At 68.6% G+C, this 21,218-nt stretch carries 28 protein-coding genes and 1 tRNA gene; 6 read left to right on the top strand and 23 right to left on the bottom strand.

What is annotated here, in order from left to right; genetic code table 11:
* Positions 1–5 precede the first annotated feature (5 nt).
* The 15 genes from ACVWYO_RS06885 to hisG form a co-directional block, all read right to left on the bottom strand.
* Positions 6–81: transfer RNA gene (locus ACVWYO_RS06885), tRNA-Phe, on the bottom strand.
* A 30-nt stretch (positions 82–111) separates the two neighbouring features.
* Positions 112–300 carry a DNA gyrase inhibitor YacG gene (locus tag ACVWYO_RS06880; RefSeq protein WP_457349373.1) on the bottom strand — a complete coding sequence of 63 codons (189 nt, stop codon included), beginning with the start codon at positions 298–300 and terminating at the stop codon, positions 112–114.
* On the bottom strand, positions 300–1,256 hold the full coding sequence (locus ACVWYO_RS06875; RefSeq protein WP_457349372.1) for a ribonuclease: 957 nt from the start codon (positions 1,254–1,256) through the stop codon (positions 300–302). Before ACVWYO_RS06875 ends, ACVWYO_RS06880 begins: the two co-directional genes overlap by 1 nt.
* Positions 1,249–1,824, bottom strand: coding sequence for a Maf family protein (locus tag ACVWYO_RS06870; protein ID WP_457349371.1), 576 nt, complete (start codon positions 1,822–1,824; stop codon positions 1,249–1,251). The genes ACVWYO_RS06875 and ACVWYO_RS06870 overlap by 8 nt, the downstream gene beginning before the upstream one ends.
* Before the next feature lie 13 nt (positions 1,825–1,837).
* Positions 1,838–2,056 (bottom strand): translation initiation factor IF-1, encoded by a 219-nt coding sequence (infA, locus tag ACVWYO_RS06865; protein WP_010162480.1) that lies wholly within the window; start codon positions 2,054–2,056, stop codon positions 1,838–1,840.
* Between the two features lie 297 nt (positions 2,057–2,353).
* The gene (locus tag ACVWYO_RS06860; protein WP_457349370.1) at positions 2,354–2,560 is read right to left on the bottom strand and encodes an alpha/beta hydrolase family protein; all 207 of its coding nucleotides are present in this window, start codon (positions 2,558–2,560) and stop codon (positions 2,354–2,356) included.
* Positions 2,561–2,576: 16 nt separating this feature from the next.
* Positions 2,577–2,849, bottom strand: coding sequence for a hypothetical protein (locus tag ACVWYO_RS06855; RefSeq protein WP_457349369.1), 273 nt, complete (start codon positions 2,847–2,849; stop codon positions 2,577–2,579).
* 77 nt (positions 2,850–2,926) lie between these two features.
* Positions 2,927–3,391, bottom strand: a complete 465-nt coding sequence (locus tag ACVWYO_RS06850; RefSeq protein WP_457349368.1) for a vgr related protein — start codon at positions 3,389–3,391, stop codon at positions 2,927–2,929.
* 417 nt (positions 3,392–3,808) lie between these two features.
* Entirely contained in the window at positions 3,809–5,965 is a 2,157-nt protein-coding gene (locus ACVWYO_RS06845) for a sodium-translocating pyrophosphatase (protein WP_457349367.1), read from the bottom strand.
* Positions 5,966–6,076: 111 nt separating this feature from the next.
* Positions 6,077–6,994, bottom strand: coding sequence for a thiamine-phosphate kinase (gene thiL, locus ACVWYO_RS06840; protein ID WP_457349366.1), 918 nt, complete (start codon positions 6,992–6,994; stop codon positions 6,077–6,079).
* 80 nt (positions 6,995–7,074) lie between these two features.
* Positions 7,075–7,959 carry a CPBP family intramembrane glutamic endopeptidase gene (locus ACVWYO_RS06835; RefSeq protein ID WP_457349365.1) on the bottom strand — a complete coding sequence of 295 codons (885 nt, stop codon included), beginning with the start codon at positions 7,957–7,959 and terminating at the stop codon, positions 7,075–7,077.
* A 199-nt stretch (positions 7,960–8,158) separates the two neighbouring features.
* The gene (locus tag ACVWYO_RS06830; RefSeq protein WP_457349364.1) at positions 8,159–8,335 is read right to left on the bottom strand and encodes a DUF4169 family protein; all 177 of its coding nucleotides are present in this window, start codon (positions 8,333–8,335) and stop codon (positions 8,159–8,161) included.
* Positions 8,336–8,337: 2 nt separating this feature from the next.
* The gene (nusB, locus tag ACVWYO_RS06825) at positions 8,338–8,808 is read right to left on the bottom strand and encodes a transcription antitermination factor NusB (RefSeq protein WP_140847576.1); all 471 of its coding nucleotides are present in this window, start codon (positions 8,806–8,808) and stop codon (positions 8,338–8,340) included.
* Between the two features lie 275 nt (positions 8,809–9,083).
* Positions 9,084–10,370: a histidinol dehydrogenase gene (hisD, locus tag ACVWYO_RS06820; RefSeq protein ID WP_457349363.1), complete on the bottom strand. Its 1,287-nt coding sequence runs from the start codon at positions 10,368–10,370 to the stop codon at positions 9,084–9,086.
* 124 nt (positions 10,371–10,494) lie between these two features.
* Positions 10,495–11,157 (bottom strand): ATP phosphoribosyltransferase, encoded by a 663-nt coding sequence (hisG, locus tag ACVWYO_RS06815; RefSeq protein WP_457349362.1) that lies wholly within the window; start codon positions 11,155–11,157, stop codon positions 10,495–10,497.
* Between the two features lie 64 nt (positions 11,158–11,221).
* On the opposite strand from hisG, the gene ACVWYO_RS06810 reads away from it, so the two are divergent.
* A complete protein-coding gene (locus tag ACVWYO_RS06810; protein WP_457349361.1) occupies positions 11,222–12,322 on the top strand; it encodes a DUF2332 domain-containing protein in 1,101 nt (366 codons plus the stop codon).
* 164 nt (positions 12,323–12,486) lie between these two features.
* Here ACVWYO_RS06810 and ACVWYO_RS06805 read toward each other — a convergent pair whose 3' ends face one another.
* The 5 genes from ACVWYO_RS06805 to ACVWYO_RS06785 form a co-directional block, all read right to left on the bottom strand.
* The gene (locus ACVWYO_RS06805; protein ID WP_457349360.1) at positions 12,487–13,374 is read right to left on the bottom strand and encodes an alpha/beta fold hydrolase; all 888 of its coding nucleotides are present in this window, start codon (positions 13,372–13,374) and stop codon (positions 12,487–12,489) included.
* 133 nt (positions 13,375–13,507) lie between these two features.
* A complete protein-coding gene (locus tag ACVWYO_RS06800) occupies positions 13,508–14,410 on the bottom strand; it encodes a pirin family protein (protein ID WP_457349359.1) in 903 nt (300 codons plus the stop codon).
* On the bottom strand, positions 14,407–14,850 hold the full coding sequence (locus ACVWYO_RS06795; RefSeq protein ID WP_457349358.1) for an NUDIX hydrolase: 444 nt from the start codon (positions 14,848–14,850) through the stop codon (positions 14,407–14,409). Before ACVWYO_RS06795 ends, ACVWYO_RS06800 begins: the two co-directional genes overlap by 4 nt.
* Positions 14,847–15,563, bottom strand: a complete 717-nt coding sequence (locus ACVWYO_RS06790) for a glutathione S-transferase (RefSeq protein ID WP_457349357.1) — start codon at positions 15,561–15,563, stop codon at positions 14,847–14,849. The genes ACVWYO_RS06795 and ACVWYO_RS06790 overlap by 4 nt, the downstream gene beginning before the upstream one ends.
* Complete coding sequence (locus tag ACVWYO_RS06785; RefSeq protein WP_457349356.1) at positions 15,560–15,874, bottom strand: BolA family protein; 315 nt, start codon at positions 15,872–15,874, stop codon at positions 15,560–15,562. Before ACVWYO_RS06785 ends, ACVWYO_RS06790 begins: the two co-directional genes overlap by 4 nt.
* Before the next feature lie 40 nt (positions 15,875–15,914).
* Here ACVWYO_RS06785 and ACVWYO_RS06780 point away from each other — a divergent pair, with 40 nt between their 5' ends.
* A complete protein-coding gene (locus ACVWYO_RS06780; RefSeq protein WP_457349355.1) occupies positions 15,915–16,535 on the top strand; it encodes a J domain-containing protein in 621 nt (206 codons plus the stop codon).
* A 20-nt stretch (positions 16,536–16,555) separates the two neighbouring features.
* On the opposite strand, the gene ACVWYO_RS06775 is transcribed toward ACVWYO_RS06780, so the two are convergent.
* From ACVWYO_RS06775 to ACVWYO_RS06765, 3 genes are all read right to left on the bottom strand, one after another.
* Entirely contained in the window at positions 16,556–17,047 is a 492-nt protein-coding gene (locus tag ACVWYO_RS06775) for an SRPBCC family protein (RefSeq protein ID WP_457349354.1), read from the bottom strand.
* Positions 17,048–17,111: 64 nt separating this feature from the next.
* Complete coding sequence (locus ACVWYO_RS06770; RefSeq protein ID WP_457349353.1) at positions 17,112–17,924, bottom strand: VOC family protein; 813 nt, start codon at positions 17,922–17,924, stop codon at positions 17,112–17,114.
* A 17-nt stretch (positions 17,925–17,941) separates the two neighbouring features.
* Positions 17,942–18,373, bottom strand: a complete 432-nt coding sequence (locus tag ACVWYO_RS06765) for a VOC family protein (protein WP_457349352.1) — start codon at positions 18,371–18,373, stop codon at positions 17,942–17,944.
* A gap of 74 nt (positions 18,374–18,447) precedes the next feature.
* On the opposite strand from ACVWYO_RS06765, the gene ACVWYO_RS06760 reads away from it, so the two are divergent.
* From ACVWYO_RS06760 to mce, 4 genes are read left to right on the top strand one after another with little or no spacing between them, the layout of a single operon-like run.
* A complete protein-coding gene (locus ACVWYO_RS06760; RefSeq protein WP_457349351.1) occupies positions 18,448–19,140 on the top strand; it encodes a winged helix-turn-helix transcriptional regulator in 693 nt (230 codons plus the stop codon).
* Between the two features lie 32 nt (positions 19,141–19,172).
* Positions 19,173–20,195: a cobaltochelatase subunit CobS gene (cobS, locus tag ACVWYO_RS06755; protein ID WP_140847535.1), complete on the top strand. Its 1,023-nt coding sequence runs from the start codon at positions 19,173–19,175 to the stop codon at positions 20,193–20,195.
* On the top strand, positions 20,192–20,755 hold the full coding sequence (locus ACVWYO_RS06750; RefSeq protein WP_457349350.1) for a hypothetical protein: 564 nt from the start codon (positions 20,192–20,194) through the stop codon (positions 20,753–20,755). The genes cobS and ACVWYO_RS06750 overlap by 4 nt, the downstream gene beginning before the upstream one ends.
* An 11-nt stretch (positions 20,756–20,766) precedes the next feature.
* Positions 20,767–21,210, top strand: coding sequence for a methylmalonyl-CoA epimerase (gene mce, locus ACVWYO_RS06745; protein WP_457349349.1), 444 nt, complete (start codon positions 20,767–20,769; stop codon positions 21,208–21,210).
* Positions 21,211–21,218: the final 8 nt, after the last annotated feature.

Here is a 21,218-nt window from a genome sequence, read left to right as displayed (position 1 = left end):
GAAAATGGTGCCCGAGGGCGGATTCGAACCACCGACACTGCGATTTTCAGTCGCATGCTCTACCAACTGAGCTACTCGGGCACACCCGAATTGCTCCGGGGAAGCGGCCTCTTAGTCGCGGTCTCGGGGCGTGTCTAGCCCGTCTTCGTCTTCTTCGCCGGGCAAAGTGCGCACCGGGATCGCATAACCCTCGCCCAGCCACTGCAGCAGGTCGCGGTCGCGGCAGCCTTGCGAGCAGAAGGGAGAGAAGGCCGCGACGGGCGGCTTGCCGCACAGCGGACAGGGTTTGGAACGCGCCATCATGCCACCTCGAAGATCGGGGTGACGCCGGTACGCCGCGCGAGCTCGGCGATCCAGTGCGGATTGGCAGCGAGCACCTTTTGCACGCCGGGCGCCACGCGGTGCTGCGTCTGTGCCGGCGGCGGGATGCGCTCGATCCGGCGGAGCAGGGCACGCGCTTTCGCGGCGGCGGGATCGGCGCGGAGCAGTTCGGGGAGCGACACGCGGGCACGGCGACGGACGATCTGGACGAAGCCGAAGCCGTTTATCGCGGTGCGCTCGAACGGCTGGGGCAGCCCCGCGTCGATCGCGGCATCGACCGCACCGCGCGCCGCCTTGCCGCTGAGGGTGGGAAAGTCGACGCCGATCGACCCGCCGATGTCGAAGCGCACGATCGCCGCGGCGACCGCGCGCGCCGCAGCGAGCGCAAGCGGCTCGAGCGGCGGATAGCCATCGACGTCGAACAGCGTCATCGCCGGGGTCGGGCTCATCCGCAGTGCGCCGCCCACCGATCCCGTAAAGACGATGTCGCCGCTCTCGGCCTCCTCGAGCATTTCCGACCAGCCGGCCGCCTCGAAATGGTCGAGCTCGTGCGCCCGGCAGGTCCGCACGGATACGCCGCTCGCGGTGATTCGCTCGAGCAGGCTCGGCCCGGCACGCGCGGGGCCTTCAGCGGGGGCGCAGCGCGGCAGCTTGGTGCGGCGCCCCTCCGGGATCGCCTCGCGCACCAGCTCGACCAGCAGCGTGGTCCCTTGCGTGATGCCGGGCGGGAGCGGGGCGAGCATCGCCTCGCCGCCGGTAAAGGCGACACGGCCCTCGCGGCCCTTGACGGTGATCTCGACCAGCCGGGCCGGCAGCACCGCACCGATCCGCGGACCGGTCTGATCGAGCTCGATCCGCGCCTCGACGATTCCCGTATCGTCGACCAGGATCGCGCGGGCCTCGCCGATTCCGGCCTCGTACAGCCATTCAGCCAAGCGCGACGCCCGAGGCCAGCAACAGCGCCCGCGTCTCGAACAACGGCAGCCCGATCACGCCCGAATGCGACCCCGACAGGAAGCGCACGAACGCCTCGGCACGGCCCTGAATGGCATAACCGCCGGCCTTGCCGAGCCCTTCGCCGCTGGCGACATACGCGTCGATCTCGGCGGCGGAGAGCGGCTTGAACGCGACGATCGTGTCCGACAGCCGGGTGCGCGCCGTTCCGTCGGCGGCGATGACGCACACCGCGCTCAGGCAATGATGGCGTCGGCCCGAGAGCAGGCCGAGCAGGCGGCGCTGCACGTCCTCGGTCTCGGCGGGGGGCAGGATGCGACGGCCGAGCGCGATCGTCGTGTCGCCGGCGAGGACGATCTCGTCCGCGGCACGGCCCACCGCCTGCGCCTTCGCGAGCGCGAGCCGCAGCGCATAGACGCGGGGTGCCTCGCCGGTCAGCGGGGTCTCGTCAATGTCGGGCGATTCGATTCGCACGGGCGTCACCCCGATCCGCGCGAGCAGATCGCGGCGGCGCGGCGAGGAGGAGGCGAGAACCAGGGCCGCGCTCATCGCCGATGCGCGCTCACTTGAAGCGATAGGTGATCCGCCCTTTGGTCAGATCGTACGGGGTCAGCTCGACCAGCACCTCGTCGCCGACGAGCACGCGGATGCGGTTCTTGCGCATCTTGCCGGCGGTGTGACCAAGAATTTCGTGATCGTTCTCAAGCTTCACGCGGAACATGGCGTTGGGCAGAAGCTCCACCACCTGGCCGCGCATTTCGAGCAGTTCTTCTTTTGCCAAACAAACCTCTGAGGATGTGGGTGATCTTGTGCGGAGTTCGCGAAGCGCGGCGCATAGCCGAAGATGCCCGAAAAGGAAAGCCGCGCGGGCAAAGGGGACGAAGGTTGCATATCCTCGCGCGATTTAGTGTGGTGCATATATAATACAGTGACCCGCGGAAAGTCACACGAAAGTCGCACCATTGCGGGGTGGCGGGAGCGTAGCGTCCGGTCATCAGAAAGAGCGGCCCGCAAGGGGGGCGATGCGCGAGGATGACAAAAAGGCCGCGTGTAGGACAGCGGTTTTTGAGGGGGGCGATCAGGCGGGATTATTCTCCTTCAAGAACGCTTCGAGTTCGGTGAGGAATTGCACCCGGTCGGCCTCGCGCGAGAAATGGTGGTCACCGAGCGGCTGCTCGACATAGCGGTACGGTTTGCCCGCCGCCTTCAGCCGCGCGACCATGCTGCGCGATTGCGCGACCGGGACGACGGTGTCTTTCTTGCCGTGGAGGATGAGGATCGGCATCGCGAAATGCGCGGCGTCATAGACCGGCGAGACCGCCTTGCTGGGTCTTATCGAGCGGAATGCTCGCGAGCCGCTGTTGGCCCTTGATCGCGTGCTTGGTCGCGATGCGCGTGCCGTCGGGCGAAAGCTTGGGGGGTTCCATGAAGGGAAGCTGTCCGAAGCTTTCCGCCGAGATCGCGCTGGCGGGCGGCTTGGGCGGTCCCGCGGGCGCGCTTTCGGTCGCGCCGAGCGGGACCGCAGCGAACAGCACGAACCCGCCGAACAGGCCTTTAAATCCCTGATATGTCATATGTCCCCCGACAGGCGCGCGTGGCGCCGATGCCACCTTACCAAGGTGCCGGGGCGAGGCAAGCGGGGGGCGGGCCTTTACGCGGACCGCAGAAACGGCAGCACGCGCTCGTAATCCGCGCGCGCGCCGCGGCCGTGTTGCGCGTGGTAGCCATTGGTGGTCAGCACGTAATCGCCGACGATCGCGGCCTGCTGCTCGATGTTGAAGCGCGTGAAGGGGCGGTTGGTGTCGGCGAGGTCGCCGTAATGGTAGCGGCCAGCGGCGAGCGTGCCGCGCAGGCGGACCCACATGCCGCTCTGATGCTGCCAGACATGCGTCAGCTCGTGCAGGATCCAGGCGAGGTCGGGGATGGTCGTCGAGAAATCGGGTTTGAAGCTGGGGCGCGGGAAATAGATGTGGCCGTTGGGGGCCATTGCCACGTTCCGCGGCTGGAAGGGGAGATAGCGGCGGGCGTGGACCTTGATGCCGTCGTACGCGATCGCGGGGCCGAACAGGGCTTGCGCGTGGTCGCGTTCGCCGGGGGATAGGGGGCGGTGGGGCATTTGGGCTGGGTAGCGGGTTTTGGGGTGGTGGGGAAATTTGGGGTGAGGTGGGGTGAGGCCCCCGTCCTCCCGATTGTCACCCCGGCCGTGTGCCGGGGTCCACCGGGATGCGCACGTGAGCGGCGTAGCGCGCGCGACACGGTGGACCCCTGGACAGGCCCGGGGTGACAGAAGAAGGGGGGCTCCGACACGCTCAGCGCGAATGGGTGGGGGGCAGTCCTCTCAGCCGTCACCCCGGCCGTGTGCCGGGGTCCACCGCGATGCGCGCGCAACCCTCGTGGCGCGCGCGGCAGGGTGGGCCCCGGCACAAGGCCGGGGTGACGGAAGAAGGGAGAAGAAGGGGCGTCGTGGCAAAGCCACGCCGTCGGTCGGGGCGTCGGGCGCCCCCGCCGGCCGGTCGCGCTTGCTGAGCTTTGCTCAGCCTGCGCTTGCAGCAAGGGCTGCAAGCAGCAGCAGCGCGACAATATTGGTTATCTTGATCATCGGATTGACCGCCGGCCCCGCCGTATCCTTGTAAGGATCCCCCACGGTATCCCCCGTCACCGCCGCCTTGTGCGCTTCCGAGCCCTTGCCGCCATAATGCCCGTCCTCGATATATTTCTTGGCATTGTCCCACGCGCCGCCGCCGCTCGTCATCGAGATCGCGACGAACAGCCCCGAGACGATCACCCCGAGCAGCATCGCGCCCCAGGCCGCGAAGCCCTCGGCCTGGCCCGCTACGCCGCGGATCACGAAGAAGACGAGGATCGGCGAGAGCACCGGCAGCAGCGAGGGGACGATCATCTCCTTGATCGCCGCCTTGGTGACCAGATCGACCGTGCGTGCGTAATCGGGGCGGCTGGTGCCCGCCATGATCCCGGGATTCTCGCGGAACTGGTGGCGCACTTCCTCGACGACCGCGCCCGCCGCGCGGCCGACCGCGGTCATCCCCATCGCGCCGAACAGATAGGGGAGCAGCGCGCCGAGCAGCAGCCCGACGATGACGTACGGGTTCGACAGCGCGAAATTGACCGTGAGATCGGGGAAATCGCGCGCCAGGTCTGAGGTGTAGGCGTTGAACAGCACGAGCGCCGCGAGCGCCGCCGAGCCGATCGCATAGCCCTTGGTCACCGCCTTGGTGGTGTTGCCGACCGCGTCGAGCGCATCGGTGCGGTGGCGGACGTCGTCGGGCAGGCCGGCCATCTCGGCGATGCCGCCGGCATTGTCGGTCACCGGGCCGTAGGCGTCCAAAGCGACGACCATCCCCGCCTGCGCGAGCATCGCGGTTGCGGCAAAGGCGATGCCGATCACGCCCGCGAGCTGATACGCCGCGATCACCGCGACGACGATGACGAGTGTGGGGAGCGCGGTGGATTCGAGGCTGATCGCGAGGCCCTGGATGACGTTGGTGCCGTGGCCGGTCTGCGACGCCTTGGCGATGCTGCGCACCGGGCGGAAGTTGGTGCCGGTGTAATATTCGGTGATCCACACCAGCAGCCCGGTGACCGCGAGCCCGACCATCATCGACCAGAACAGCTCCCAGCCGGTGAAGGTCGCCGCCGCGACGCCGGCGGCGGCAACCTGCGTCCCGCCGTCGAGGAAGGCGTTGCCGCCGATCACCGCGCTCATGTCGCCGAGCACATAGCGCGTGACGAGATAGATCGCCGGGATCGACAGCAGGATGCTGACCCAGAACCCCTTGTAGAGCGCGCCCATGATCGATTGCCCCTTGCCGAGGCGGACGAAATAGGTGCCGATGATCGAGGTGAGGATGCACACCCCGCCGACGATCAGCGGGAGCGTCATCACCTGGAGCAGCGCATCGGCCTGGCGCAGCGCGAGCGCGACCGAGATCATCGTCACGCCGATCGTGACGACATAGGTCTCGAACAGATCGGCCGCCATGCCGGCGCAATCGCCGACATTGTCGCCGACGTTATCGGCGATCGTGGCGGGGTTGCGCGGGTCGTCCTCGGGGATGCCGGCCTCGACCTTGCCGACGAGATCGGCGCCGACATCGGCCGCCTTGGTGAAGATCCCGCCCCCCAGACGCGCGAAGATCGAGATGAGCGAGGCGCCGAACGCGAGCGCGGTGAGCGCCTTCACCACCACCGGCGCGCCGGCGTCGGCGCCGTTCGGGCCGGCGAGGAACCAGAAGGTGCCCGAGATTGCCAGCAGTCCGAGGCCTGCAACGAGTAGCCCGGTGACCGCGCCCGAGCGGAACGCCATCGTCAGGCCGCCCTGCAGCGAGGTGCGTGCGGCTTCGGCGGTGCGGACGTTGGCGCGGACCGAGATGTTCATGCCGACATAGCCCGCCACGCCCGACAGCACCGCGCCGAGCGCGAAGCTCACCGCCGAGACGGGCGTGCGCATCCCGTCGAGGAAGAACCACACCAAAGCGAGGACGATGACGCCGACGATCGCGATCGTGCGGTATTGCCGGCCGAGATAGGCTTTGGCGCCTTCCTGGATCGCGGCGGCGATGTCCTGCATCTTGGCGTTGCCCGCGGGCGCTCGGAGGACCTGGGCGGAGGTGAGGAGGCCGTAGGCTACGGCAATCACGCCATAGATGATGGCGGCATAGACGATCGTCATGCGTGTCCTTTCCCATGGAATCGGTGAGGTGTCACACAGCCGCGCGCCCCCACGCTTGGGGCCCAGAGTAGCGCCGCGGCGGGGCTTGGCAAGCGGCGCGGTTCGAGCGGCTTAGCCGGCGTGCTGATAGCCGAGCGCGGCGGGGAGCGGCAGTGGTGTGCCCGCGTCGTGCAGCGTGAGGCCTTCGCCGGGCGCGAACACGCCGATCCGCGTTGCGGGCGCGGGGGGGGCGAGGTGCGGGGGCAGCGCGAAGAGCAATTGATAGTCGTCGCCCGCGGTGGCTGCGGCGAGGCGCGCGGCGCGGGTGTCGCCGGCGTGGGCGCGATAGGCGTTGGACAGCGGGATCTGCGCCAGATCGATCGCGAGCGCGAGGCCGCTTGCCGCCGCCATGCGCTGCGCGTCGATCAACAGGCCGTCGGACACGTCCATCATCGCATGGACGTGGGGGGCGAGCGCTTGGCCAGCGGCGAGCTGCGGCTGCGGGCGGCGATAGGCGGCGAGCAGGTCGGCCGGGCCGGGCTGTCCTTGCGCGATCGCGAGCCCTGCGCCGGCATCGCCGATCGTGCCGGTGACCCAGAGCGCATCGCCGACTTGCGCGCCGCTGCGGGTGGGCGCGTGCGCACTGTCGCCGAGCGCGGTGAGCGTGATCACGCGCGGGGCGTGCGGCGGGAGCGAGACGGTGTCGCCGCCGAGGATCGGCGCGGCGAAGGCGCCGAGCGCCTCGGCGAGGCCGGCGAGGAAGGCGGTGTCCCAATCGGTCGGCGAGGCTGGGGCGTCGCTTCGCAGTGGATAGTTGAGCATCACCCCGACCGGCACCGCGCCCTTCGCCGCCAGATCCGACACATTGGTCGTGACCAGTTTCCAGGCGACATCCCCCGCAGGATCGCTGTCGAGATAATGCACCCCCTCGACCAGCGTATCGCTCGTCAGCACGAGCCGCCCGAGCCGCGCCGCATCGTCGCGCAAGCCCAGCGCGCCGGGATGCAGCGGCAGCGCGCGCAGGGCTGCGATGAAATCGGCCTCGGTCATGGTTGTGCTCTAGCGGCCCCCGCGGGGGATGTCTGCCGTCGCCGGCCGAGCGCCAGAGCGGTTTGCGTCGACGCAGTGGGTCAGGCGGGATTCGCGTTCGGTAGCGGTGACGCGGAATGCCCGGTGACACGCGCTTCACTCTTTTCCAGCAATCCGCGTTTGCTCCAGAAAAAGATCGCGGTGACCAACAGGACAAGCGGCAAGACCACGCCCGATTCATCGATGGTGTACGCGGTTATCGCCCCGCGCGAGGCGGTCAGAGGAGCGAAGAAAGCCTGATTGAAGAGATTGATGCTCGCATGGGCGATCACCCCCGTCCACAGGCTGCCCGACCGCATCCGTATCCATGACATGATGACCGCAAGGCTGAGAACCTCCACGACAAAGCAGGGGGTCGCGAACCACCAAGGTGTGGCACTATCGTAGTTCGAGAAGAAAATGAGGGGGAAATGCCAGACGGCCCAAATGGCGCCCGTCAGCAAGGCGCCGCGCGTGAAGCCGAGTCGTTCGTAAAGGATGGGACTGAGGAAACCACGCCAGCCGATCTCTTCACCGAGAGCCGTCGCGACACCGCGCACGATGCCCGTGGTCGCGAGAAGCACAAACCAGCCGGAGACCACGATCCATGGGTCTGCGGCGGGCCAACCCAGACTCTTCCGCAACGCGGTGACCGTTTCAGCTTTAGGAAAACCGCCGAAACCGGCCGCGTAGACGATTCCGTAAACGACGCTGCAGACCGCGAACGGCCAGAGGTACGACAGCACTTGCCAGCGCCATCGTCCCCACCGCCACCCGAGCGACCTGACGGATTGGCCCGTGATCGCACAGGTGAGCAGCGCCGCTACCGCGGGGCCCCACATGGCTCCGACCGCATAAGCGCCGCGGCCGCCGGCTGAATCGCCGGTCGCTATCGCCAATGCCCAGAACGGGCCGGTCGCGACGCAGGTCAGAACGATGAAAAGCACTACGCGCGATTTGGTCGCAGCCGCGAGACCGAATTTCCTACTCAACATCCATTTCAATTAGCACGCCGCGGCGGGAAGGTCTGCGTATTGTATCGAGGGATTCCGTGCGGTCCCTGCAGAGCGGGCGGCGCCGCTCTCCCTCTCGTCTGGCGCGCGACGGCAGCACAGGGGATTAACGCACGGTGTGCGCCCGCCCCGATCATTCCTCGCGCTTGGCCCCGTCGAGCACGCGTTCAGCGCGCGCCGCGTCGTGCGCTGCCGCCGCGCGCTCGGCCTTGCTGCGGCCGAAGGCGGCGCGGTTGGTGGCGGCGGTCGTCTCGGCGGTGTCGCGCGCGCGCGCCTTTCGCGCGCGGCGAAGGTTGACGACCTCGGCCATGCTCAGGCGCGAACGTCCTTGGCGATGTTGTCGAGCAGGCCGTTGACGAAGCCCGCCTCGCGCTTGTCGAAGAAGGCGTGCGCGACGTCGACATATTCGGTGATGACGGTGCCGACCGGCACGTCGGCGCGCGCGAGCAGCTCGTAGGTGCCGGCGCGCAGGATCGCACGCATCGCCTTGTCGAGCCGCGCGAGGTTCCAGCCCTTGGCGAGCTTGGCGGCGATCGTCGTGTCGATCTCGGCGAGGCGCGCCTCGGTGCCCTTTACGACATCGTCGAAGAAATCGACCTCGGCCTCGGCATATTCGGCATCCTCGATCGTCGCGCCGAGGCGGTGATTGTGGAACTCGTTGAGCAACTGCGCGATCGGCGTTGCTTCCATGTCGTGCTGGTACAGCGCCTGGACGGCGGCGAGACGGGCGGCGGCGCGCGCTTTGGAGCGGGCGGCGGTGCGGGGAGTGGCGTGGGAGGACATGGGCGGGCGCCATAGGGGAAAAAGCGCGGAACGGGAAGATTGGTGTGTGGGGGGGCTGTTACTCCCCTGGTGGAAGGGAGGCGCTGGCGGATCAGCTCGCGCGACGGTTGCCCGCGAGCCTCCCCTCCCTGAAAGGGAGGGGGCGAGGGTGGGTCGGCCCGTAGTCGGGCGTGACGCGTGCCATGGATGCGGCGGCGACACCGCTTGCGTCAGAGCGGCGCGCGCCCGGGAGGCCGACCCACCCCCAGCCCCTCCCTTCCAGGGAGGGGAGGAGATTAGGGGAGGCGGAGCGCGACCGATCTGGCGTGGGCGGGGAGGCCTTCGGCTTCGGCCAGCGCTACCGCGGCTGGGCCGATGGCGGCGAGACCTTGCGGACCGAGCTGCAGGAAGCTCGTCCGCTTCATGAAATCGAGCACCGACAGCCCACTGGCAAAGCGCGCACGCCGCCCGGTCGGGAGCACGTGGTTCGGCCCGGCGACATAATCGCCGATCGCCTCGGGCGTGTGGCGGCCCAGGAACACCGATCCGGCATGACGCACCTTGTCGAACAGCGCCTGCGGATCGTCGCACGCCAGTTCGAGATGCTCGGCGGCGAGGCGGTCGACCAGTGGCAGCGCCTCTTCGAGCGTGCGCACCACGATGATCGCGCCGTTCGCATCCCATGCCGCGCGCGCGACCTTCGACGTGGCCAGCGTGTCGATCTGGGCGTCGACCTCGGCGGCGACGGCGTCGGCGAAAGCGGCCGAGTCGGTGAACAGGATCGACTGGCTGGTCGGGTCGTGCTCCGATTGCGAGAGCAGATCGGCGGCGATCCAGTCGGCGCGGTTCTCGCCGTCGGCGACGACGACGATCTCGGACGGGCCCGCGACCATGTCGATGCCGACGACGCCGTAGAGCTGGCGCTTGGCTTCGGCGACCCAGGCGTTGCCGGGGCCGGTGATGACGTCGACCGGGCGGAGGCGGTCGGTGCCGTACGCGAGCGCGGCGATCGCCTGCGCGCCGCCGATCCGCCACAGCTCGTCGACGCCGACGATGTGCGCGGCGGCGAGCACCAGCGGGTTGACCTCGCCGTCGGGGGTCGGCGTGACCATGACGATGCGGTCGACGCCGGCGACCTTGGCGGGGATCGCGTTCATCAGCACCGACGAGGGATAGGCCGCGCGGCCGCCGGGGATGTAGATCCCGGCATGCTCGATCGCATTCCAGCGCGCGCCGGTGCGGATGCCGTTGGCGTCTGTGCTCTCGGTGCCCTGCGGCTTCTGCTTCTCGTGATAGGTCGCGATGCGCTGCGCGGCGAGCTCGAGCGCGGCGCGCAGGTCGGGGGCGAGGCCGTCGTACGCGGCGCGCCATTCGCTGGGGTCGATCTGCCAGCCGGTGGCGTCGAGATCGTGGCGATCGAAGCTTTGTGTGTAGGCGTGGACCGCGGCGTCGCCTTCGTCACGGACGCGCGCGATGATCGCGCGGACGTCACGCGCGACGTCGGCGTCGGCTTCGCGGCGGGCGTTGACGAGCGCGGTGAAGTCGGCGGCGAAGGTGGGGGCGGTGGTGGTGAGGCGGATCATGTGCGGCTCCCCTCCCCTTCAGGGGAGGGGCTGGGGGTGGGGCGTGCCTCGCAGAGAGCGGGTGCCCGTTTCGGCCCCACCCCAACCCCTCCCCTGAAGGGGAGGGGCTTGAACGTCATCCCGCTCATGCCGCCATCTCCTGTGCAACCGCCCGCCGGAACGCCTCGACCAGCGGCACCACTTCGCCGCGCGTCTTGAACGCCGCGCGGTTGACGATCAGGCGCGAGGTGACCTCGCAAATCACCTCGACCTCGACCAGGCCGTTCTCCTTGAGCGTGCGGCCCGACGACACCAGATCGACGATCCGCGGCGCGAGGCCGAGCAGCGGCGCCAGCTCCATCGCGCCGTTGAGCTTCACGCACTCGGCCGACACGCCGCGGCGCGCGAAATGCGCTTCGGTGACGTGGGGGTATTTGGTCGCGACGCGGACATGGCTCCAGCCGCGCGGATCGTCGTTCGCCGCCATGTCGGCAGGCTCGGCGACCGACAGGCGGCAATGGCCGATGCCGAGATCGACCGGCGCGTAGAGTTCCGAATACTCGAACTCGGCGAGCACGTCCGACCCGACGATGCCGAGCTGCGCCGCGCCGTGTGCGACGAAGGTCGCGACGTCGAACGCGCGGACGCGGATGAGGTCGATTCCGCTCTGGTTGGTGGTGAAGCGCAGCGCGCGGCTGTTCTCGTCGCTGAACGCGGCTTCGGGGACGATTCCGGCGCGTTCGAGCAAGGGGATCGCTTCTGCGAGGATGCGGCCCTTGGGGACGGCGATGATGATCGGGTCTGCCATAGCCGCGGGCTTTACTTGCGGGCGGGGGTGGGCGCAACAACGCGACCGACGGAGAAAATCGATCATGGCCGATGAGCAGAGCAATCGTGACGCGTTCCGGATCCAGCAGCATTATTGCGAGGCCAATGCCGCGCCGGTCTATGCCCGGATGTGCGCGGCGATCGCCGATGGGTTGACGCGGCGATCGCTCGTCGGGGCGCGGGTGCTCGACTGGCCGGGCGAGCCGACGCGCGATGCGCTGCCGTTGCGGGTGTTCGGGGGGCTGCATGCGCTGGTGCAGGCGGGGCGCGATGCCGGGCTGGCGGCGGTGTATTCGGGGGCGGTGACCGATGCGGGCGCGATCCTCGCGACGATCGAGCGGGTGTTGGTGGAGCATGAGGCGGCGCTGCTGCCGTGGCTCGACGGGCCGCCGCAGACCAACGAGCCGGGGCGGTCGGCGGCGCTGCTGCTCGGGTTGCTCGAGATCGCGCGGGCGTGCGGGCCGCGGGTGGAGGTGCTCGAGATCGGGTCGAGTGCTGGGCTCAATCTGCTGATCGGGCGGTATCGCTTCGATCTTGGCGGCGCCTGGTTCGGGCCGGCTGATTCGCCGGTGACGATCGTGCCGCGCTGGAGCGGGCCGCCGCCCGTGGCGGTGCCGCTCGAGATCGTGTCGGTGCGCGGCTGCGACGTCGCGCCGATCGATGCGACCGATCCGGCGGTGGCGGCGCGGCTGGCGGCCTATGTCTGGCCCGAGACGCCCGAGCGCCTGGCGCGGGTGCGCGCGGCGGTGGAGATGGTGCGCGCGCACGGCGTGGCGCTCGAGCGGGCGGATGCGGCCGACTGGATCGAAGCGCGGCTGGCCGAGCCGCAGGAAGCGGGGGTGACACGCGTGCTGATGCATTCGGTGGTGTGGCAGTATCTGCCCGAGCTGGTGGCGGAGCGGGTGCGGGTGGCGATGGCGGCGGCGGGGGCACGCGCGACGGTCGAGCGGCCGCTTGGCTGGGTGGCGATGGAGCCGGACCGGTCGCTGGGGCATCAGGTGGTGCGGGCGCGCTGGTGGCCCGGGGCGGGGGAGTGGGCGACGGTGGCGACGAGCCATGCGCATGGGACTTGGATCGATGCGGGGGCGGGTGACGGGACTGCGCCGTTGGTGGATTTGCCGGAAGGCGCGAAGGTTCGGGTGTGACACTGCAAATCCTCCCTCGCGCAGCGGGGGAGGGGGACCCTGAGCATTCAGCGAAGGGTGGAGGGGGCGCTCGCCACGGGCGTCACGTTTGTGGCGGCCCCCTCCACCACCAGCCTGAAGGAGGCTGGCGGTCCCCCTCCCCCGGTTCCCGGGGAGGATTTAAGTTAGGCGGCTTCCCATTCCTTGATCGCAGCGACGATGGCATCGGGATTTTCCCACGGGACGAAATGCCCGGCGTCGACCTTCACCACCGTGAGATCGGGCACCAGTGTCTCGAGCCCCTCGAGCTGGCTCGGCAGCAGCGCGGCATCGCCGAGACCCCACACGACGAGCGTCGGCTGCGTCACCGGCGGGAACGCGCCGTCGAGGAACGCCGGGCGCGGCGGAGTCTCGTCCATTGCGGGGACGAGGATCGGGCTCGCGCGGTACCAGTTGAGCATCGCGGTCATCGCGCCGGGTTGGCTCCATTGGTCGAGATAGACCGGCTTTTCGTCGGCGATCCGCGCGAAATCGGTGTGGCGCAGGAAGCTGTTGTCGAAGAAATTCGAGAGGCCGATGCTGTCGATATAGGTCTCGAAACCGGGGTTGCGGAAGGCGGTGATGTACTGGCTCGCCTCGCGCTGCGCCCTGTCGTCGAACAGCGTGCGCTGGAAGACGAAGGGGTGCGGCGCGTTGACGATGACGAGGCGGGTGATCCGCTTGGGGTTCTGCAACGCCGCCATCCAGGCGATCGCGCCGCCCCAATCGTGGCCGACGAGCGTGAAGGTCGTGAGCGCGTAATGATCGGCGAGCGCGAGCAGGTCCGCGACCATCTTGTCGGGGGTGTAGTCGCTGATCTCGGCGGGCTTGGACGAACGCGCGAAGCCGCGCTGGTCTGGGGCGATGACGAAATGATCGGTGGCGAGCTGCGGGATGACGTGGCGCCAGGTGCGGTGCGATTCGGGGAAGCCGTGGAGCAGGAGGATCGGCGGGTGTTCGGGCGAGCCGGCGGTGGCGACGTCGAGCTCGACGCCGGTGGGGAGGGCGATTCGGTTCAGGGTGAAGTCGGTCATTTTAGTCTCCCCTCCCGCTTGCGGGAGGGGTCGGGGGGAGGGCCTGACCTTACTCGACGCGCGGCGCTTGTGTCATGCCCTCCCCCAGCCCCTCCCGCAAGCGGGAGGGGGTTAAGAAGGGAGGGAGGAAGAGTTACGGATAGCTGACCGTCTTGGGAATAGCCGGGATCGGGATCCACTCCTTGTCGTCGCCGGGCACTTTCGGAAATTCGCCCGCGGTCCAGGCGCGCTTGGCCTCGTCGATCCGGTCGCGCCTCGAGGAGACGAAGTTCCACCACACATGGCGCGGCGTCGCGAACGCCTCGCCGCCGCACAGTATCGCGCGCGCACCCGTGGTCGAACGGAGCGTCGCCGCGGTGCCGGGCTTGAGCACGTAGAGCGTCATCGGTTCGAGCGTCATGCCGTCGAGCGTCGCCTCGCCGAGCGCGATGTAGAGCGCGCGTTCGTCGGCATCGGCGTCGATCGGGATCGACCCGCCCGCGTCGAGGACGATGTCGGCGTAGATCGTGCTGGCATAGGTCGTGGTCGGCGCGGTGGCGCCCCAGAGACTCCCCATCACGACGCGCGCACGGGCGTTCGACACCTCGACCGTCGGCAGATCGGCGCGCGCGACATGCTCGAACGCCGGCGTCATTTCCTCGTCGGCCTCGGGCATGGCGAGCCAGGTCTGGATGCCCGACAGTTCGGGCCCGTCCGCGCGCGCGGCGTCGGGCGGGCGTTCGGAATGGACGATGCCGTGTCCCGCGGTCATCAGATTGACCGCGCCGGGCTCGATCACCACGTCGCTGCCGAGCGAATCGCGGTGGCCGAGCGCGCCGCCGAACAGATAGGTGACGGTCGACAGGTTGATGTGCGGATGGGGCCGCACGTCGATCCCTTCGCCCATGCCGAGCCGCGACGGGCCCATCTGGTCGAAGAAGATGAACGGGCCGACCATCGTGCGTGGCCGCGAGGGCAAGGTGCGGTGGACCTTGAAGCCGCCGAGATCGTGCGTCACCGGCGTGATCGTCTGCAGGATGAGATCGTCGTTGGTCATTGCGGGCGCTCCAGCGCGTCGAGGATGGCGGGCAGATCCTCGGGAAAATAGGGTTCGGTGGCGGCGGCGAGTTCGTCGCGGGTGAACCAGTGGAAGCGCGTCATCACGCGCTGCTCGAGCTCGGTATGGCCGGCAGTGTCGACCGCATCGTGCGGCGCGCGGACGAGGAAATAGCGTTCGTCGGCGCTGACCGGGACGCCCTCGATCGTGATGAACTCGGCGTGGCGTTGCAGCACCTCCGGCCCGCAATCGAGATCGAGGCCGGTCTCCTCGCGCAGCTCGCGGCGTGCGGCCTCCGGGTAGCTCTCGCCCGGATCGACCGCGCCGCCCGGCGTGCACCAGAAGGGCGGGCGATCGTCGGGATCGAAGCGGAACAGCAGCACGCGATCCGCCTCGTCGAGCAGCAGGATCCGTGCGGCCGGGCGCAGCGCCCGAGTCATTCGGCGTCCAGTTCAGGATAGTGGCGGAAGATGCCCTGCGTGTTGAACGCCAGGCGCCGGTCGCTCTTGAGATAGGCGTGGATGCCCGGCAGCTCGGCGACGAGATCGTGGATCCGGATCACCGCGGGATAGTCGTGCTCGATCGCTGCCATCCGCTTGGGGAACATGTAGCGCAGGCCCTCGACCAGCTGGAACAGCGAGGTGTCGGCATAGGTCCAGCGATGGTCGATCAGCCACTCGCCGGGATTGGCGTTGGCCGCGCGATCGAAATAGCCGAGGAATTTGGGGATGCGATCGGCCCGGAAGGCGGCGGCGGCGATCAGCGCAGCGTCCTTCTGGTCCTCGTAATAGGCATTGCCGTCGAGCGGGTGGTGGACGTTGTGCGCCTCGGCCACCACGTCGGCGATCGTCAGCTGGAGCTGATTGAGCCACAGCCGGTCGGCCATCCCCGATCCGCCGATCTGGTGATGATCGCCGAGGAACAGCAAGATGTTGGCGACCTGCGCGATCACCAGGCCGTCGAGCTCGAGATAGGGCGGCGCGAAGGGTCCGCGCGTTGCCGCGTGGCGTTCCATGTCGTCGAGCAGCGCCTCGGCGCCGTGCGTGCGCGCGCAATCGTCATAGGCGATCCCCGCCGCCTCGAGCGCGAGCCGGACGAATTCGCCGCGGCCCTGCAGATCGGGCCAATACCAGAGATTGTAACGCGCGCTCATTCGCCCGGCGCCCGCGCGCGGATCGCCAGCGCATGGATCCGGTCGCGCAGCAGGTCGGCGAGCGCGGTGTTGACCAGGCGTTGCCGCGCGACGCGCGACAGGCCGGTAAAGGCCGCGGCTTCGACGCTCACGCTGAAATGCGATTCGCCGGTGCCGTCGTCGCCGAGATGGCCGGCATGCTGCGCGCTGTCGTTCGACACATCGAGCGCGGTGGGTTCGAGCGCGGCGACGAGCCGCTCGCGGATCTCGTCGACGAGCGGGCGGGAAAGTGGGCCAGGATTCGGGGCGGGTGCGGTGGCAGGGTCAAGCATCGCGCCTATATAGGCCGTTTTTGGATTTGAGGGACCCCGCGTGGCGCGCGAAGACGACAAGAAAGATGGCGCGCGCGAGCGCCCCGCCCCGCGCTTCCACGGCCGGATCGAGGGCAGCGGGCGCGTATGCGAGGAACCGGGCTGCGATCTGGCGGGCGAATTCCGCGCGCCGGCGGGCGATGCGCCGCGCTTCGCGGGCGACGGGCCGCGGCCGTATCGCTGGTTCTGCCTCGACCACGTGCGGGCGTTCAACGCGCGCTACAATTTCTTCACCGGCATGAGCGCGGAGGAAATCCATGCGCAACAGCGGCCGTTCGCGGGATGGGAGCGCGAGACGCGCGCCTTTGCGCATTCGGGCGCCGACGTGCCGCCGAAATGGGGCGATTTCAGCGATCCGCTCGATGCGATCGGCGCGCGCTTCCGGCGTGCGGCGGAACCGGCGCGCAAGGATGGGCGGCCGTTGTCTGAGGTCGACCGGCGTTCGTTGAAAGTGCTCGGGCTGGCGGCGGATGTCGACCGGCGGGGCCTGCGCGAAAAATATGCCGAGCTGGTGCGGAAATATCATCCCGATCGCAACGGCGGCGACCGCAGCTTCGAGAGCAAGCTGCAGGAGGTGATCGCGGCGTACACGCAGCTGAAGGGCGCGCCCGCCTTCGCCTGATCGGCGTCGATGGGCGGGTGTCAGGCGATCCGGCGGGCGACCTGCTCGAGCTGCGCGGCAACGGTAGACCAGCCCTCGATAAAGCCCATCGCTGCATGCTGCGCCTTGGCTTCGGCGGTCCAGTGACGCGCCCCGGCAACGTAGCGCGTCTTGCCGTCCTCGTCGGCGAATTCCAGGAAGCCGACGATGAACGGACCGGCCGGAAGCCAGCCCTTGGTAAAGGCATCGGTGAAGACGATCCGTTCCATCGGCACGACTTCTAGGAAGACGCCTTCTTGCGGGGATTCCTCGCCGGATGGCCCGCGCATGCGCATCGCCGAGCGGCCGCCCGGGCGGAGATCCTGCTCGATCAGCTCGACGGTCCACGGTCTGGGGCACCACCATTCGGCGAGATGATCGGTAAAGGCGCGCCACACCGCTTCGCGTGGGGCGTCGATCAGCCGCGTGATGCGCAGTTCATGGAGGGGCGGGGCAGGGGCTGTGGCAGGGGCTGTGGCGGGGTCGGTCGACATCGTCATGCTCCTCGAAAGGCCTTGTCAGGACCGGCAGGCAACGGGGTGGCGGGGACGACCCTGTTCAGCCCTCCGCGCCCGGACCGACCACGCCGAAGGGAATGCCGTGCGGATCGCTTGCGACGATGATGCGGTCGCCCCCCGGCACCTCGGCCGGACCATACAGCACGCTGCCGCCAGCCTCGACCACCCTGGCCGCGGCCGCGACGATGTCGGGCGCGCGGAAATAGAAGCGCCAGCCGGGCGCCGGACCCGCGCCGTCATGCCGCATCGTCGCGCCGATCGTCGCATCGCCGACCGCGAAGAAACGGTATTCGCCCATCGGTCCCATCGGCATCACGTCGGGATAGGACCAGCCGAAGACCGCGCGGTAGAAGGCGTCGCCGGCGTCTTGGTCCGGGGTGATCAGCTCGTTCCAGTTGCATTTACCCATGCCGGTGCGCTCATAGGCGGTGCTGTCCGCGTCGCTGTCGCCGCGCATGATGTAGAACGGGATGCCCTGCGGATCGGCGACGACCGCCATGCGGCCGACGCCGGGCATGCTCCATGGGCCCATATGCACCGCGCCGCCCGCGGCCGTGATCGCCGCGGCGGTCGCGTCGACGTCATCGACGCCGATATAGAACAGCCAGCCGGGTTTCGCGCCGCCCGCCTGCATTTCGGGGCTCAGCCGCATCACTCCGCCGACCGCGCCCGCGATCGCTCCCCCGATCGCTCCCCCGATCGCTCCGTTGCCGGTTTCGATCATGCGATAGTCCATCGCGGGGCCGGGCTCGCCGATCGTCCAGCCGATGACCCGGTCGTAAAAGGCCTTGGAGGCCGGCGGGTCGGCGCTGAGGAGTTCGTACCAGATCGGCGTGCCGTGCGGGTTGGTCATCGTCTGTCCCCTGTCGATCAGGCGGCCTCGGCGGTCGCCGGCGGGCCGTTTTCCACCGCGGCGGGGTCCATCCAGAACGGGCCGAAGCCGTGACCGTCGAGATCCCAGAAGGCGCGGCTGTACATGAAACCCTCGTCCTCTGGTCCATGCGCCTCGCGACCGCCCGCGGCGACCGCCGCCTCGGCGATCGCATCGACCGCGGCGCGGCTGTCGAACGCCAAGGCGAACAGCGCGCCGCTCGTCGCCTGCGTGTCGGCGATCGGCTTGGTGGTCAGCGTGGCGTAGAACGCCTTCGCCGCGACCATGACGGAGATCGAGTCGGACCAGACGAGGCAGGCCCCCTGGTCGTTGCTGAACGCCGGGTTCTTCACGAAGCCGATCGCCTCGTAGAAGGCGGTCGACGCCGCGACATCGGACACCGGAAGGTTGATGAAGATCATGCGGGGCATCGTGTGACTCCTGCAGGTGCGATTGTGCGAATCGACATAGGCAGGGGTGCGCTTTCTGGTTATAAAAAGCAACGATGAAGTTATCTAAAGTTACTGCGAGTGGCAAGGGCGCGGCAAAGCGTTGGTATGACGACGCCTGCGGTACTGCGCTGGCGATGGAGCTGGTGGGCGAACGCTGGTCGCTGTTGATCGTCCGCGAGTTGATGTTCGGGCCGCGCCGCTTTGGCGAACTGCGCACAGGACTCGCCGGGATCAGCGCCAATGTGCTGACGCAGCGGCTCGACGGCATGGCGCGCGTCGGCATCCTGCTGCGGCGCATGCTGCCCCCGCCGGCGTCCGTGCAGGTCTATGAGCTGACGCCGTGGGGCTATTCGGCCGAGGTGGCGATCCAGGAGCTCGGGCGCTGGGCGGTGCAATCGGTGCTGCACGACCCCACGCTGCCGTTCAGCCCGGCCTCCGCGATGCTGTCGTTCCGAACGATGATCGACCGCAGCCGTAGCGGCGCGTTCGATGCGCGGGTCGGCTTCCGCTTCGGCGCCGAGACATTCGTCGCGATGGTCGATGCGACCGGAATCGCGATTCGGCGCGGCGAGCCCGAGGGGTCGGTGGTGTTCGAGACCGATCCGCCGACGCTCGCCGCGATCGTCTATGGCGGCCGGCCGATTGCCGATGCCGAGGCGGCAGGCGTGCTCGGCGTGACGGGGGATCGCGCGCTCGCCGAAGAATTCGTCACGCTGTTTCCGCTGCCGCCCAAGCTCGCTTCTTGAGTCCGCGCCCAACCTTGGCCTAAGGCTGCTGCATGACCGAGATTCCCAACACCCAGCCCGACAGCCGCGAGACGACGATCCTCGACGCGCCCGACCAGATGAAGAAGGTGCGCGACCTGTTCGGCATCGATTCGGACATGGAAGTCCCGGCGTTCAGCGAAGCCGACGAGCGCGTGCCCGATCTCGACCCGGCCTATGTGTTCGACCAGGACACGACGCTCGCGATCTGCGCAGGGTTTGCGTTCAACCGTCGCGTGATGGTGCAGGGCTATCACGGCACCGGCAAGTCAACGCATATCGAGCAGATCGCGGCGCGCCTCAACTGGCCGTGCATCCGTATCAACCTCGATGCGCATATCAGCCGCATCGATCTGGTCGGCCGCGATGCGATCGTGTTGAAGGACGGCCAGCAGGTCACCGAGTTCCGCGAGGGGCTGCTGCCGTGGGCGCTGCAGACGCCGACCGCGCTCGTGTTCGACGAATATGATGCGGGCCGGCCCGACGTGATGTTCGTGATCCAGCGCGTGCTCGAGACCGAGGGCAAGCTGACGCTGCTCGACCAGAACCGCGTGATCCGCCCGAACCCGTTCTTCCGGCTGTTCGCGACCGCCAACACGGTCGGTCTCGGCGATACGTCGGGCCTGTATCACGGCACGCAGCAGATCAACCAGGGGCAGATGGATCGCTGGAACATCGTCGTCACGCTCAACTATCTGCCGGCGGCAGTCGAGGCGCGGATCGTGCTCGCCAAGTCGGGCGAATACGACCAGCCCGAGGGCAAGAAGCAGGTCGAGAACATGGTGCGCGTCGCCGATCTGACACGTCGCGGCTTCATCAACGGCGACATTTCGACGGTGATGAGCCCGCGTACCGTCATCACCTGGGCGCAGAACACGCTGATCTTCGGCGATGTCGGCTTCGCCTTCCGTCTGTCGTTCCTCAACAAGTGCGACGAGACCGAGCGCAGCCTGGTCGCGGAATATTATCAGCGCGTGTTCGGCAAGGATCTGCCCGAGAGCGTCGTCGGCGCGCCGAAGATCGGCGCAAAGGCATGATCGCGGCGCTGCTCCTGCTTCAGGCGGCAGCGCCCGCCGCCGCCGCCGCTGTGCCATCGGCGCCATGGGCCGTGCAGACGCGCACGAGCGGCAAGACGATCGCGACCTCGAGCTCGGCCTGGTCGACCGATACCAGCGCGCGGCTGGTGGTGCGTTGCGACGCGACGGCAGAGAAGATCGTCTCGCTGCAGTTCATCCCCAAGGGCGGGTTCGCCGCCGCGCTGCCGCGTCCGGTGTCGCTCAATGTCGACGATGGCGGGTGGCTCGGCACCAACTGGCAGTTCCCGGGGAGCGGCGCGTTCATCAGCGATGATGTCGTCGTCAGCAATCTTGCGGCGATGATCGCTGGGGGCAAATCGATCCGCGTGCGCGTGATCGATCCTGACAACAAGCCGGTCGATGCGGTGTTCACCGGACCCGGCGCGGGCCCGATCCGGCAAGTATTGTCGGCGTGCGACTATGAGCTGGGCAAGGTGCCCGCGCGCGCCGGGGCGCCGGCGCCGCGTCCGCCCGTCGATCCGACGACGGCCAAGAAGGCCTCGGAACCCGAAGACGAATAAGGGCCGTTACGATGACCGATCCCGCTCCCACAACGCTCGGGCGCCTCAACCATGTCGGCGTCGCGACGCCCTCGATCGAACGCTCGATCGCGCTGTACCGCGACCTGCTCGGCGCGACGGTGATCGGCGTGCCGTTCGATTTGCCGGCGCAGGGTGTGAAGGTGTGCTTCATCGACACGCCCAACACGCAGATCGAGCTGATCGAGCCGTATGACGAGAGCTCGCCGATCGCGGGCTTCCTGCGCAAGAACCCGGCGGGCGGGCAGCATCACGTCTGTTTCGAAGTGCCCGACATTCAGGTCGCGGTCGCCGATTTGAAGGCGAAGGGCGCGACCGTGCTCGGTGAGCCGCGGATCGGTGCGCATGGCACGCCGATCGTGTTCGTCCATCCCAAGGACATGGGCGGGATGCTGGTCGAGCTGATGGAGACGCCGGCGTCTGGGCAGCACGCCTGAAGCGGTGT

Source organism: Sphingomonas sp. UYP23, from assembly GCF_054059235.1.
The sequence above is the reverse complement of the archived record's forward strand: the minus strand, read 5'-3'. Positions and strand labels throughout refer to the sequence as shown.